Source organism: Azoarcus sp. L1K30, from assembly GCF_018122735.1.
GTDB lineage: Bacteria > Pseudomonadota > Gammaproteobacteria > Burkholderiales > Rhodocyclaceae > Parazoarcus.
Window position 1 is genome coordinate 1,163,577 of the sequence record NZ_JAGRRD010000001.1, and the last position, 14,145, is coordinate 1,177,721.

Sequence of the window (14,145 nt, forward strand, 5' to 3'; positions counted from 1 at the left end):
TCCCGGCACGTTGCGCCAAGGATCAAGACCGCCGTCCACACGCCCGCCGGCAACAATTCGGCCACGGAACCTTAACAAAAAGTTCTTTTGCCCTCCCCCTGACGCCGTCGCTACACTCCGCCGACCTTTGATTCAGGCGACGTCCCGTGCCCTTTGCAAGCCCCGTTGGCCGGCTCACGCACCACATCCGCAATCTTCTCCTGCCGCTATCGCTGGTCATCGCCGTTTCCGGCTGCTCGGTGCAGCAACTCGCGGTCGACCGACTTGGCGATGCACTCGCCGCCGGTGGCGACGTCTTCGCCCAGGATGACGATCCCGAACTGATTCGCGATGCCAGCCCGTTTTCGCTGAAGCTGATCGAGACCCTGCTGTCTGAGCGCCCACGCCATGCCGGCCTTCTGCTTGCTGCCAGCCGCGGTTTCACCCAGTACGCCTACGCCTTCGTGCAGCAACAGGCGGACGAAACCGAAGCCCAGGACCTGGATCGCGCCTTTGCGCTGCGCGAGCGTGCCTGCAAGCTCTACCGGCGCGCCCGCGACTACGGTCTGACGGGTCTCGACGTCCGGCATCCAGGTGTGGTCGCCAGCCTGCGCGCCTCACCGCAGGCTGCGGTAGCGCAGTTTGGCAGAGGCGACGTCGCCCAGCTCTACTGGACCGGCGCAGCCTGGGCCGCGATGATCAGCCTGTCCAAGGACGATCCGGACGCCGTCGCCGACCTGCCACTCGTGAGCGCCCTCCTCGACCGCGCGCTCGCGCTCGACGCCGATTTCGACGCCGGCGCGCTGCACACGCTGATGATCAGCTACGAGATGGCGCGCACCGATGGGCTCGGCGACCGCGCCGCGCGTGCCCGCGAGCACTATCGCCAGGCCGTGGAACTTACCGGCGGGCGCCAGGCCGGCCCGCATGTAGCGCTGGCCGAGGCCATCGCGCTTGCGCAACAGGATCGGGCAGGCTTCGTTCGCGCGCTCGACGCCGCACTGGCGGTCGATGCCGCCGCCGCGCCCCGATGGCAAGTCGCAAACCTCGTCAGCCAGCGGCGCGCCCGCTGGCTCCTCAGCCAGATCGACACGCTTTTCGTGGACTAGTCATGCGCTCACAACGTTCATCGTTTTCTCCCGCCTTCTCCATCCTCAGGCTCGGGCTGCTCGCGCTCGGCCTCTGCCTCGGCGCCGCCAGCGCCCACGCCGACCCGGTGAAACTGCGTCTGGGCACCCTTGCGCCAAAGAACTCGCTCTATCACCGCGTGCTGCTCGAAATGGGCGATGCCTGGAAAAAAGCGCAAGGCGACGGCTCCGGCATCACGATCTTCACCGACGGCGCCCAGGGCGGCGAGACCGATACGGTGAAGCGCATGCGTATCGGACAACTCAACGGTGGCCTGCTGTCGGTGGTCGGCCTGCGCGAGATCGAGCCCTCGGTATCAGCGCTGCAGACCATGCCGTTAATGTTCCGAAACTGGGACGAGGTCGACTACGTGCGCGAGAAAATGCGCCCGTCCATCGAAAAGAAGTTCTACGACAAGGGTTACGTCGTACTGTCGTGGGGGGATGCCGGCTGGGTGCGCTTCTTCTCCCGCGAGGCGGCAACGCATCCCGCCGATTTCAAGGCCATGAAGATGTTCACCTGGGCGGGCGAGCCTGAACAGATGGAAATCATGAAGGCACTGGGCTATCAACCGGTCTCGCTCGAAACCTCGGACATTCTTCCGGCGCTGCAGACCGGACTGATCGACGTCGTGCCAGCCACGCCCTACTACGCGCTGGCGGCACAGTTCAACGGCCCGGCACCCCATATGCTCGACCTTGACTGGGCGCCCATCGTCGGCGCACTGGTCGTCACCCGCAAGGCCTGGGATGCGATGAGTCCGGCGGGCCAGAACACGCTGCGCGAGGCGGCCGCCAGCGCGGGCGACAAGATGCGCGCCAACGCCCGCATCGAAGTGGATGAAGCCGTCGCCGCCATGATCAAGCGTGGCCTCAAGGTCACACCGCTCACCCCCGAACTGGAGGCCGAATGGCGCCGCTTCGCTGCCGGCATCTATCCGCAGATCCGCGGCAAGCTGGTGCCGGCCGACACCTTCGACGAGGTCAGCCGATTCCTCGCCGAATACCGTTCCCGGAAGTAATCGGGACAGGCCCCCTCATCCACCGGCAGCGCTGAATCCAGGGTTCCGCGGCGGCGGATCGCGGCCACCTGACCCACGCCGCGCCAGCGCGCCAGACCTTTGCCTACAGGACGCGCCAACGGCGCCCTCACCCATCCCCCACGACCATGAAAACCACCCCTACCCCGATCTATGATGCGCCCTCCGAACGCACGGGCCACTGGTGGCGCCTGCACCGGGGCGAAGATGTGGTCCTGTCGCTGGTGCTGGGCGCGATGGTGCTGCTGCCCTTGATCGAAATCCTGCTGCGCAGCATGCTTTCGGTCGGCATCGCCAATGCCGCCACGCTCGTCCAGCATGGGGTGCTCATGGTCGGCATGCTGGGGGCTGCGGTGGCGGCGCGGGAAGGACGACTGCTGGCAATGGGCGGGCTCGCCAGCGCGCTTCCCGCGCCGCTGCAGAGGCCGGCACGCATGTTCGCCGCCGCAGTAGCGATGGCGGTGAGCGCCACGCTGGCGGACGCCAGCCTCGCCTTTGTCGCCGTCGAGCGTGAAGGCGGCAATCTGCTGGCCTACGGCGTACCGCTGTGGTGGGCACAGGCCGTCATGCCATTGGGGTTTGCGTTGATCGCGGTGCGCATTGCCGTGAGGAGCGGCGAAACGCCGCGTGCGCGATTCGTGACTGTCGCGCTCGCCGCCGGACTCTGGCTGCTGGCGCAGGCGGCCGGCAGCGGCGTGACCACGCCCGGGTTGATACTGGTCCTCTTCGCCGCGGCCCTCGGCGCGCCGGTATTCATGGTTCTCGGCGGCGCAGCACTTGCATTGTTCGCAGGCGACGGCCTGCCACTTGCCGCGATTCCGCTCAATCACTACCAACTGACGGTCAATCCGTCGCTGCCGGCCATCCCGCTGTTCACATTGGCGGGTTACTTTCTTGCCGAAGGTGGCGCCCCGAACCGGCTCATTCGGGTCTTTCGCGCGCTGTTCGGCCGTTTCCGCGGTAGTGCCGCCGTCGTCACCGTGCTGCTCACCGCCTTCTTCACGTCATTTACCGGTGCCTCGGGCGTGACCATCCTTGCGCTCGGCGGACTGCTGATGCCCTTGCTGGCGGGGGTGCGCTATCCGGAACGCGCCGGCATCGGCCTGATCACCAGCGGCAGTTCACTCGGCGTGCTGATCCCGCCCGCGTTGCCCTTGATCCTGTACGCCATCATCGCCCGGCAACCCATTGAAACGATGCTGCTCGCAGCCGTCCTGCCGGCCATGGCCATGACCACCTTGCTGATGCTTCTCGGGATATGGCGACAACCGAAGGAAGCCTGCGGCGATCGCGTTGACCGTGGCGAAACCCTCGCCGCGGTCAACGCCGCCAAGTGGGAACTGGCGATTCCGCTGGTCACCTTCGGCGGCCTTGCCAGCGGCTTGGTGACGCCGACGGAAACCGCCGCGCTGACCGCCCTTTACGCCTTCTTCATCGAGGTCGTGATCTACCGCGACCTCTCGCTCCGCCGCGACGTGCCGCGCGTGATGACCGAATGCGGCCTGCTCGTCGGCGGCATCATCCTCATCCTGGGCATGGCGCTCGGCTTCACCAACTACCTGATCGACGCCCAGATCACGGAACAGGTGTCGGACTGGGTCCAATCCAGCATCACCTCTCCCTGGGTGTTCCTGCTCGCGCTCAACCTCGTCCTGCTGCTGGTGGGCGCGTTCATGGACATCTTCTCCGCCATCATCGTCGTCACCCCGCTGATCGTACCGATCGGCAAAGCCTTCGGCATCGACCCGGTACATCTTGGCATCATCTTCCTTGCCAACATGGAACTGGGCTTCCTCACGCCGCCCGTGGGAATGAACCTGTTCTTCGCCTCCTACCGATTCGGCAAACCGGTCGGCGAGGTAGCGCGAGCCGTTCTGCCCGCCCTCGCCGTGCTGGGAGCGGGCGTGCTGCTGATCACTTACTGGCCAGCGTTGTCGCTCTTTCTGCCGAGGCTTGTCGCGCACTGAAGAGACGGGATACAGCGGGCCGACTGCGCCCACCCTTCACGCCCCTTCAGCGCACCGCCGCCAGGCCGCCGAATCCGACCGGATTCCCTTGGACATCGACGACCGACGTCAGCGCCCGATAGGCCTTTGCCTGGACGCGATCGGGCAGACGCACGAAGGCGCCGCGGGCCACCAGCTCGTCGCCATGCAGAAACGCCCAGGTGAAGAAATCCACCACCTGACGGGCACGCGCAGGCTCGCGACTGCGACGCTCGAGCAAGACAAAAGTCCCCATTGTCAACGGCCAGCTGCGCGCACCAGGCATGTCGGTCAGGCTGGACGAGAACTCGCCGGTCGCGGGCCAGGCACTGGCCGCAAGTGCAGCCGCAAATGCCTCCGCACTCGCGCCCACGAAGCGTCCTTCACGATTTCGCAACTGGACCCCGCGCAAGCCCCTGTCTACCACATAGCTGAAATCCACATATCCGATCGCGCCACGCGTTGCGGCCACGAGACGTGCCATCTCGCCACTGCCCTTTGCCCGCATGACCTCGCCGGCCCAGTCGAACTTCGATGCCACCCCGTAGCGGCTGCGCCATTCGTCGCTGACCTTGGACAGATAGTCGGAGAAATTGTGCGTCGTACCCGAACCGTCGCTCCGCACGACCCGCAGGATCGGCAGATCGGGCAGACTTACGCCCGGATTCAGCGCGGCAAGCCGCGGGGCATTCCAGCGTGCGATACGGCCAAGGAAGATGTCAGCAAGCGCCGCGCCATCGAGGCGCACGGCCACCTGATCGGGCAGCGGCAGATTGACCACAGGGACGGCGCCCGTGACCATGGTCGGGAACACCACCAGTGTCGCGCCGGGATTCTGCCGGTCGTCCGGCACCACGTCACTTGCACCAAAATCGACCGATCCTTCCTTGATCCGGGCCAGACCGGCGGACGACCCCACCGGGTCGTACCGAATCGACGTGCCGCCGATATCGGCATAGGCCTGCGCCCAGGACCCGTACACCAGGCTCGCTGCGGATGATCCGGCCCCCGCAAGCACCGACGCGGGAAACGCGTTGGTCGGAAGCATGACGGATAGGATGAGCACACAATTGAGCAACAGGGAATGAACGCGCATTCGGAACCTCGCGGTGAAGACGGAAGGGCCGCGATTCTAGTCATTAAGTAATACATCCATGAGACAGTCGGGCACGCCCGCCCCTTCCCAAGTCTCCACCGGGCACGGGGTTCTGAGCACGCGCTGCCAGACTGATCGGTATCAATACGCCCGCACACCGATCTGCTAGAATCCATTCCCTCAAAAGTAAGTGCAGCGGTCACCCAACATGGCACTCGAAATCGAGCGCAAGTTTCTCGTGCGCGACATCGGATTTCTGCATGATGCCCATGGCGACAAGATCGTCCAGGGTTATGTCGCGAAGGAACCCGGCGCGATGAGCACGCGGGTCAGGATACGTGCGGATCAGGCCTTTCTGACCATCAAGGGGCCGCGTCTCGGCATCACCCGCGACGAATTCGAATACCGCATTCCCGTTGCCGATGCGCTGCGCATGCTGTCGGCACATTGCGGCGAGCGCATCGTCCGCAAGACGCGCTACCTGGTGCCATTTCAGTCCCAGCTTTTCGAAGTGGACGTATTCCACGGCAATCATGCCGGCCTGGTCATGGCCGAAATCGAATTGCCGGATGAACACACGCCGATCGAATTGCCCCGATGGATCGGCGAAGAGGTGACGCACGATCCACGCTTCGGCAATTTCTGCCTCGCACAAACTCAACAGATTCCCGAGAACATCCGCCTTCACCCGTGGCCCGGCGGCGTCCACGAAATGGCCGGGGTCACGGCGGACGGCGCTTCACCCTGCCGCCTGTAAGCGCAGCCACCGCTCGCCCACCCTCCAATTTCAGCGCTTGAGCACCCCATTGCCTGCGGTCATCAGATCGACCAGGGCAGCATACGCCAGAGGCCTGCTAAACAGATAGCCTTGCCCTCCCTCACAACCGAGCTTCCGCAACTCGAGCGCCTGTTCGCGCCTTTCAATGCCCTCGACGATGATCTGCAGGCGTAGCGAACGCGCGAGCCCGACGATTGCCCTCACGATCTCAATCCCTTCCGGATTTTCGGGGAGATGAGAGATGAAGGAGCGATCGATCTTGATGCGATCGATCGGGAGATTGCACAGCACACTGAGCGACGAGTACCCGGTACCGAAATCGTCGATGCTGACCGAAATCCCAAGATTCTTGAGATTGTTGAGAACCTCGCGGCTTCGCTCGATGACCTGCAGTGTGCTTTCGGTAATTTCCAGTTCCAGCCACGCTGAGGGAAAGCCGGTGCGCGTCAGGGTATCGCATACCGACTGGACGAAGTCGTCGCGCATGAACTCACGAACCGATACGTTGACTGCGAGCCGCAGTTGCCGACCGCACCTGTCCTTCAAGCCGAGGATGTCCGAGCAAGCGCGTTCGAGCACCCAACTGCCCAGGCTATCGATGATGCCACTCTCCTCGGCAACGGGGATGAACCTTGCCGGCTCGATCATCCCGTGTTCGGGATGCAACCAACGCACCAGCGCCTCGACCCCGACAATGTGTCCGCTTCCCAGTTCGATCTGAGGCTGATAGTGGAGCAGAAGATGATCCTCTTCGATCGCGCGCCGCAGCCCCTGCTCCATGGCGAGTCTTTCATTACTGCGTGCGGCCATCTCCGGAGAATAGAATTGATACCGGTTGCGGCCGGCCGCCTTCGCGGAGTACATGGCAATATCGGCAGCACGCATCAGTTCCAGGCGGTCGACACCGTTATCGGGATAGATTGCGATACCGATGCTTCCCGACACGGTGATTGCGTCATTTCCCAAGGTCAACGGCGCGCCGACCGTCTGCAGGATCTTCTGCGCGAGATCGGCGGCATACTCGGGACTTGAACCACCGGCGAGCACGACGAACTCGTCGCCGCCGAGTCGCGCCACGGTATCCGCGCCGCGCAGCGCGCTGCGCAACCGGGCTGCCACGACTCGCAGCAATTCGTCCCCCAGTGAATGGCCAAGGGTGTCATTGACGACCTTGAAGTTATCAAGATCCAGAAACAGCAACAGGCACACTTGCTGCTCGCGGTGTGCCACCTCGATGGCCTGCTCGAGCCGGTCGTCGAAAAGCAGGCGGTTGGGCAGGCCGGTCAGCGGATCATGATGCGCCAGATGATGGAGTTTCGCTTCGGCGACATGCATTTCGCTGACATCGGAAAAGGCGATGACATAGTTGCTGACACGACCTGCGGCATTTCTGATCACACTCATGCTCTGCCATGCCGGGAAACGATCACCATTGCGCCGATGGCATACCACCTCGCCTTGCCAGTAACTCTCGTCGCCTGCATCGAGTGCGTCGAAGAAGCCGGCGCCACGCTGTCCGAAGCGGCGCACCCGCAGCAGAAGGTCGGCCTCGAAACCGCGCGCCTCATCCTCACGAAAACCGGTAATGCGGGTAAAGGCCGGATTCACCGCAACGATGCAGCGTTGCGCGTTGGCAATGAGAATGGCCTCAGCCGCAGTATGAAACACAACACTCGACTGGCGCAGTCTGTCCTCGGTGCGATGGCGCTCGCTAACGTCCTGCAGGACACCGACCACCCGTCGCACGCCCTTGGCGCCGGCATGCGCTTTCACATTGGCCTCGACGAAATGTGGTCCACCATTGTTCTGCGCGGTGCGAAACTCGATACGCGCGGCCTCGCCGCCTTCAAGCGCGTGATTCAGTTGCGCAACGACTCGGTCGCGGTCGTCCTCATGTACACGGGCCAGAAAAACGTTCTCCCACGACTCATCGATCGGCATCACTCGGTCGCCGAACATGGCCCTGAGATGACCATCACCAACCATGCGATCCGTTTGCGGGAACCATTCGAAAACCCCGAGCAGAGCCGCATCCATCGCGAGCTTGAGACGCAACTCGCTTTTTTCCACAGAAACTTCGACTTCCCGCCGCGCCAACGCCATCTGGATCGAAGCGTGCAGCTCGCGGATGTCCCAAGGCTTCACGAGATAGCCAAACGGACGGCTGTCGAGCGCCCTACGCAGCGTGTCCTCCTCCGCAAAAGCCGTCAGATAGATGACGGGGATCTGGTGCACCGCCTGGATCTCCGTGGCGGCCTGCACCCCATCCATAACCCCCTCGAGGTGAATATCCATCAGTACCAGGTCGGGCGCGACCTCGGCCACGCAACTCAATGCCTTCTCGCCACTACCGACCATTGCGCCCACTTGATATCCAAGGGACTGGAGCTGATTCTTCAGATCGAAGGCAACCACGCGTTCGTCCTCCACCAGCATGAGCTTGACCGGCTTGATTTCGTTCATGATGCTCTCCTGGACGACGGCATACTGGGAAACCTGAGGGCAAAGCGCGCACCCGGACCACTTCCGAGCGAAAAGTCGCCACCGAGCTGCTCTGCCAGCAGGGGCACGAGTTGCAAACCCAGCGACTTCACGTTTTCCAGGTCAAAACCTGCGGGCAATCCCACCCCATCGTCAGCGACGACTAGCTCAAGCGCGTCGGCGACTGCATGCAACTCAATACGGACCTCTCCCGAGCGCCCCCCCACAAATGCATGCTTGAATGCATTTGTCACCAGCTCGGTCACGATCAGCCCGCAAGGCACAGCACGCTCGAGATCGAGAGAAAGCGGCCCTGTCGGCATCACTGTACGCAAGGAAATGCGCACGCTGTCCTCGCGATAGCTTCCCAGCAGCAACTGCGCGAGTCGATCCAGATATTCTCCCAGATCAATTCGTGAGTAGTCCTTCCCCTCATAGAGCAACTGATGCGTCAAGGCCATTGCGCGCAGTCGATTCTGGCTCTCGGCCAGAACCGACTTCAAGCGCGCGTCGGAGGTGTGCGAAGCCTGAAGGTTGAGCAGGCTGGAGACCACCTGAAGGTTGTTCTTGACGCGATGGTGTACCTCGTTGAGCAAGGCCGTCTTCTCGTTGAGCGCGCGCTCGAGCTTTTGCTGCGCTCGGTGACGCTCGGTGATGTCGACGATGGAGGCAAGCACCATCACGCCATCGTCGGTCTCGATCGGATTGAGCCCGATCTCCACCGGGAACTCACTTCCGTCTCGGTGTCGTGCATACAGATCGCGCCCGCTTCCCATCGGTCTTGGATGAGGATCGGCGAAGAACCCCTCCCGGTAGGCAGGGTGGTGGGTCGAAAGGTGTCCAGGAATGAGCTTTTCAACGGACTGTCCGAGCAACTCCTGGCGCGGATAGCCAAATACCCGTTCCGCCTGCGCATTGATCAACACGATACGCCCCTTGCGGTCGACCATCACCATTGCAGTCGGAGCCCACTCGACAACCCGTCTGAACGAGCCCTCACCGGTCGGCGGCATGCTTGCTGGCAATGCATCGTTCATTATTCACCTCGAGTCCTGCCAAGTATCCCAAGTCTAGCCCATCCGCAATCGGCGCGTTGCACCGGAGTGTTTCGCCAATTGATTGGACGGGGGCAGACCTGCGTGGTTCCTCCCGCTGGAGAACTCCCAGCACAGCCTAGGACAGGCTTTCAGTACCCCGAACCTAGCGCTCTTGCGGGCCACCGCGCAATAGCACTGAGGCACCAACAGCCGCGACCAGCGCAGCCACCAGGAATCTGCTCGCCGTGGTTTGCGCACTGATAAACGCCTTGAACGGTTCATGCAGCTCGTCATCGCTCCGTTCCAGCGCAGGCTTGTGGCACTGTGCACGCAACCTTTCATTCTTGGTCATTGGTCAGTTCCGCCTTCAAGCGTCCGGCGCCGCCACGCAGCGGCGGACGACAGGATTCATTGACGGGAATTGCGAGGCATCATGCTCGCTTCCCAAGCAAGTCGAAGACTCGACTATCCTCCGACAATGCTCGATCGCCTCAGAGAACACTGACTGGCCGTGGGCCTGAGCCTGATCGGATCCGGATCGCTGCGCGCGGCACGACTGCTCGACCGGTGCGAGCTGAAATTGCGGCCGATGATCTCCGCGCTGCGCCGTTGGCTAAACAAATGGCTCGGCTGAATGCGATCCGGCTCGCCTTGGGCAGCATTCAATGCCCACCCCATCCCAGATAGCGTGCGCCGAGGTGTGCCTTGAGGTGGGACGGATCGAGTTCGTTCCCACTCACCCGACGCACCAGCTCGAGGGTTTCCCACCTGCTCGCCTGCGACCAGATCTGTGCTTGCAGCCAGTCAAAAATCGGCTTCAGCCTGCCGTTGGCAATGCACTCTTCGGGGCCCTCGAGGTCGCGGCGCAGGCTGACGAACCACTGCGCCGCGTACATTGCGCCCAGTGCATAGCTGGGAAAATAGCCGAATGCGCCCTTGGCCCAGTGGATATCCTGCATGCAGCCATCGCGAAAATCCCCTCGGGTATCGACCCCTAGCAGGCGCATCATCTTCTCGTCCCACAGCGCCGGAATGTCCCCGGCCTCGATCTCGCCGCCGATCAGGTCGCGCTCGATCTCATAGCGGAGGATGATGTGCGCCGGATAGCTCAGTTCGTCGGCCGCCACACGAATGGGCCCGGGTGCGACGCGCGTCATCAGCCGGTACAGGTTGTCGACATCGAAGCCGGCCCTGTCACCGAAATGGGCGCCGAGCATGGGCGCCAGCACACCGGCAAACGCCCGGCTACGCCCGATCTGCATTTCGACGAACAGGCTTTGGCTTTCGTGGATGGCAAACGAGCGCGGGCGACCGAGCGGCTGCTCCAGCCACTCCCTGGGCAGCCCCTGAGCGTAACGTCCGTGCCCGCACTCGTGGAGTGTGCCATTGAGCGCTTGGAGAAAATCATCCTCGCGATAGCGGACCGTGATTCGCACATCCTCGGGCACGCCACCCGTGAAGGGATGCGCACTTTCGTCCAGCCGGCCCGCATTGAAATCGAAACCCAGCGTGCCAGCCAGCGCCCTGCACAGTTCGCGCTGAGCGGCGAGCGGAAATGGGCCGGCGGGCGCAATCGCCGGCGCCCGCTCCTGCATCGCCATTGCCGCCGTGACCATGTCAGGCAGCCAGCCCTGCAGCCCGTCGAACATCCGATCGAGCACGTCCATCCGCATCCCGGGCTCGTAGCGTTCGATCAATGCATCGTAGGGCGCAAGCCCGGTGCGATCGGAAAGCCGGAGCGCTTCCTCGCGCGCAAGGCGAAGCACTTCGCCGAAGTTCTCCATGAAGCCCGGCCAGTCATTGGCCGGGCGCTGATCACGCCAGGCGTGCTCGCATTGAGCCGTCGCCTGAGCACTCGCCGCAATGAGACTCTCGGGCAGCGCACTGGCCTCGAGCCAGTCACGCCGGATTTCGCGCAGATTCGCCCGCTGCAATGCATCCAGCGGCTCGTCCTCCGCCTGGCTGATCAAGCCGGCCAGTCGGGGCTGACGGCGCAAACCGTGGATCAGGCGACGAAATTCGGCCTCCGCAGCAGTTCGCGCCCTGCTGCCCCCGGGCGGCATCATTGCACTGCGATCCCACGCCAGGATCGACTCGACATGGCCCAGCCGGTATAGCTGCGCGTAAATCGACTGCAGTTCCGAATAGGCTGAGAACATGGGAAGCATTACTCCTTCTTGATTTCACGTCGGACCACCCGGCGGTGGGTTGCCGAACCGGAAACGCATTGCGCGGCCGGCGTTACCGGGTAAGCGTCACCAGCACGGCAATTGCGTAAATGAGCAGCACCAGAAAACTCTCGAAGCCGATGTTGGCAATACCGCGCTTTTCCCGCCTTACCAAACCCATCAGCAGCACACCAGTCTGCAGCAAGCCGACACTGACGAGGAAGGCCTGGTGCAGACTGACGGCGTGCAGGATCGAGCCACTGCGGTAGGCGACGTCCGACACGGCTACGAACAGCGTGTCGAACACGTTGCCGCCGATGATGTCACCGACCGCGAGCGTGAGCGCGCCCTGTTTCACTGCGGCGATCGCCGTCACCAGTTCGGGCAACGAGGTCGCAACCGCAGTGAACACGCCGCCAAGTGCCGACTCCGAGAGCCCGGTTTGCCTGGCCAGCGCCATGCCGCTGCGCGCAAGAAGCCACCCGGCAACCCCGACCAGGGCTGCGAGCACCCCGAATTCGATCCACAGGCGGGAAAAGCCCCTGAATTGCCGCGTACCCTGCGGCGCTTCGCTTCGTGTCTCCACCGTCTGACGCGGCAACCACATCGGCTTCGAGTACGCATGGGATACGAGCTGCAAACCGCCGACGTAAGCCAAAGGCAGCATGAGCGACACCGGATGCACGTCCAGAACCGTCATGTCCGGCCCGGTCATTCCGATCAGGATCAGCGCCAACATGCAGACCAGCATGGCCCCCTGCATGATGTTTGCCGCCGAGGCGGCCGCATGCTCGAGGTTGGCGCGCGGGTAGGCGATATCGGCAATCGCCAGAAAGGCCGTTTGCGCGGCGATACCACCGAGCGCATTGGCCACGGCGATGTCTGCAAAACCGTTCGAAGCCGCAGTGATCGAGGTCACCGATCCCGGCAGCGAGGTTGTCGCCCCGAGAAAGACGGCCCCGGTCACCGCCTGCCCCAAACCGGTCCGTTCGGCAATCCGTCCGGCGACACTTGCCAACCGCCAGCCGCCAATGCCGATCAGTAGCGTGGTCACGGCAAACAGGGCCACGTTGCCCCATAGCGGCATGTTGCTGGCGGCATTCATCCGCGGCCTGCGTTCTCGCGACGGCCCTCACGCCTGGGGAGCAGCGAGCCTGGCGCAAGAGCTCGCACCATCGCGCTCACTGTTTCGAGTCGTCGGCGTATTCCTGCTCGGCCTTCTCCCACCCGGTGCGCAAGGCCCGGTATGCCTTCGAGAACCCGGCCTTCGTGTGCTCCCACGCCGCGGCGCTGCTGTTCTTGAGCCCGCCGTACCACTCGGCCACTTCGACCCGCTCGCGCTGCAACGCGCGCAGCGATTGCCGGGCCTTCTCACGCGCGGCCGCATCCATACGGCCCCATTTTTTCTCGATTCTTGCCTGCATCGTTTCGATACGGCCATCGATCGAATCCAGCGCAGCCTTGGCCTTTGCCGCAGCCTCGTCGCGCTTGTCGACCGTGTAGTCCTTGATCGCATCTGCAGCGTCGATGACCTCGTGACGGACCTCTTTTGCGGTGGTCTGATCATTCGCCATCTTTCCTGAGTCATTCCCCGCCGCGAGTGCCAACGATGGAAATGCAAGCGCAACAGCGGTCGCAAGAACAGTCAGGCTTTTCATCTGATGATTCATCTTTTCCCCCTTTTCGGTCGTCGGAAGTGAATGCCCGAACCGGACGTACCGGCGCGGACGCGTGATCGGCGCCCTACTTGAAGCGCGATCGAGCCGAATCGACCGCTTCGCCGACCGCGTCCCAAGCACGTTCCACCCCGGCCTTCATGTCTTGCCACGCGCCCTCGCCGGCGCTCTTCATTTCGTCCAGTTTCTGCCGCGCTTCGCTGCGCTTGTGGCGCAAGGCCTCGATCTGCTCCAGGTAGCCGGCACGCGCCTTGGCTTCGGCAACGTCTGCCTTTGCCGACAGCACGTCGATCTCGGCACTCCATTGATCCAGTTTTGCTTGCATGCGCTCAATGTATTCTTTCTTGTCGCTCATTCCTGTCTCCTTATTCCGTGAGTTTGCCGACGACGGAACCCGTCGTCGGTCAGGCAGCCGGATTCGCCGCGTACGTCATTTCACCGGATCCGACAGGGCATCGATCGAGTGACACAGACCCGCCCGATAACGCCGTCAGGCGCCACACGGTCGCGAACCCGCCGATGCATTTCAGTCCATGCGGTTCATGCACCGGCTTAAGGTTGAACCCTGCGCTAAGTGAGAGTTCAATCCGGTTCAAACTCATCTACCGACTTTCACCTGACATCCATCCATGCTCGTGCCATAGCCTGGCAGTAAGAACAAAGGGTGCATGCAGGCGCCTCCACCGCCGCAAATTCGAACGTGGCAGGCAGGCCGCGACGGCCCGATCCGGGCGGGCAGCCGCATTCGGCGCGGGTGACATCGGCATTGGACAGGCGC

The 14,145-nt window shown here is 63.2% G+C and carries 12 protein-coding genes; 4 read left to right on the top strand and 8 right to left on the bottom strand.

Features of this window, described 5'->3' with window-relative positions; translation table 11 throughout:
* Positions 1–146: 146 nt before the first annotated feature.
* The 3 genes from J5J83_RS05145 to J5J83_RS05155 all read left to right on the top strand — a co-directional run bounded on the left by J5J83_RS05145 (position 147) and on the right by J5J83_RS05155 (position 4,113).
* The gene (locus tag J5J83_RS05145) at positions 147–1,088 is read left to right on the top strand and encodes a TRAP transporter TatT component family protein (RefSeq protein ID WP_212346212.1); all 942 of its coding nucleotides are present in this window, start codon (positions 147–149) and stop codon (positions 1,086–1,088) included.
* A gap of 2 nt (positions 1,089–1,090) precedes the next feature.
* A complete protein-coding gene (gene dctP / locus J5J83_RS05150) occupies positions 1,091–2,128 on the top strand; it encodes a TRAP transporter substrate-binding protein DctP (protein ID WP_249115621.1) in 1,038 nt (345 codons plus the stop codon).
* Between the two features lie 146 nt (positions 2,129–2,274).
* Positions 2,275–4,113 carry a TRAP transporter large permease subunit gene (locus J5J83_RS05155; RefSeq protein ID WP_212346214.1) on the top strand — a complete coding sequence of 613 codons (1,839 nt, stop codon included), beginning with the start codon at positions 2,275–2,277 and terminating at the stop codon, positions 4,111–4,113.
* A 46-nt stretch (positions 4,114–4,159) separates the two neighbouring features.
* Here J5J83_RS05155 and pstS read toward each other — a convergent pair whose 3' ends face one another.
* A complete protein-coding gene (pstS, locus tag J5J83_RS05160) occupies positions 4,160–5,227 on the bottom strand; it encodes a phosphate ABC transporter substrate-binding protein PstS (protein ID WP_212346217.1) in 1,068 nt (355 codons plus the stop codon).
* Positions 5,228–5,435: 208 nt separating this feature from the next.
* On the opposite strand from pstS, the gene J5J83_RS05165 reads away from it, so the two are divergent.
* Positions 5,436–5,984, top strand: a complete 549-nt coding sequence (locus J5J83_RS05165) for a CYTH domain-containing protein (RefSeq protein ID WP_212346221.1) — start codon at positions 5,436–5,438, stop codon at positions 5,982–5,984.
* 30 nt (positions 5,985–6,014) lie between these two features.
* Here J5J83_RS05165 and J5J83_RS05170 read toward each other — a convergent pair whose 3' ends face one another.
* The 7 genes from J5J83_RS05170 to J5J83_RS05200 all read right to left on the bottom strand — a co-directional run bounded on the left by J5J83_RS05170 (position 6,015) and on the right by J5J83_RS05200 (position 13,722).
* Complete coding sequence (locus tag J5J83_RS05170) at positions 6,015–8,468, bottom strand: EAL domain-containing protein (protein ID WP_212346224.1); 2,454 nt, start codon at positions 8,466–8,468, stop codon at positions 6,015–6,017.
* Positions 8,465–9,523: a histidine kinase dimerization/phosphoacceptor domain -containing protein gene (locus J5J83_RS05175; protein ID WP_212346227.1), complete on the bottom strand. Its 1,059-nt coding sequence runs from the start codon at positions 9,521–9,523 to the stop codon at positions 8,465–8,467. The genes J5J83_RS05170 and J5J83_RS05175 overlap by 4 nt, the downstream gene beginning before the upstream one ends.
* 163 nt (positions 9,524–9,686) lie before the next feature.
* The gene (locus J5J83_RS05180) at positions 9,687–9,875 is read right to left on the bottom strand and encodes a hypothetical protein (protein WP_212346230.1); all 189 of its coding nucleotides are present in this window, start codon (positions 9,873–9,875) and stop codon (positions 9,687–9,689) included.
* A gap of 310 nt (positions 9,876–10,185) precedes the next feature.
* Entirely contained in the window at positions 10,186–11,682 is a 1,497-nt protein-coding gene (locus tag J5J83_RS05185) for a carboxypeptidase M32 (RefSeq protein ID WP_212346233.1), read from the bottom strand.
* Positions 11,683–11,764: 82 nt separating this feature from the next.
* Positions 11,765–12,796 (bottom strand): sodium:calcium antiporter, encoded by a 1,032-nt coding sequence (locus tag J5J83_RS05190; protein WP_212346236.1) that lies wholly within the window; start codon positions 12,794–12,796, stop codon positions 11,765–11,767.
* 76 nt (positions 12,797–12,872) lie between these two features.
* Positions 12,873–13,265, bottom strand: a complete 393-nt coding sequence (locus J5J83_RS05195) for a hypothetical protein (protein ID WP_212346239.1) — start codon at positions 13,263–13,265, stop codon at positions 12,873–12,875.
* 169 nt (positions 13,266–13,434) lie between these two features.
* A complete protein-coding gene (locus J5J83_RS05200; RefSeq protein ID WP_212346242.1) occupies positions 13,435–13,722 on the bottom strand; it encodes a hypothetical protein in 288 nt (95 codons plus the stop codon).
* Positions 13,723–14,145 lie beyond the last annotated feature (423 nt).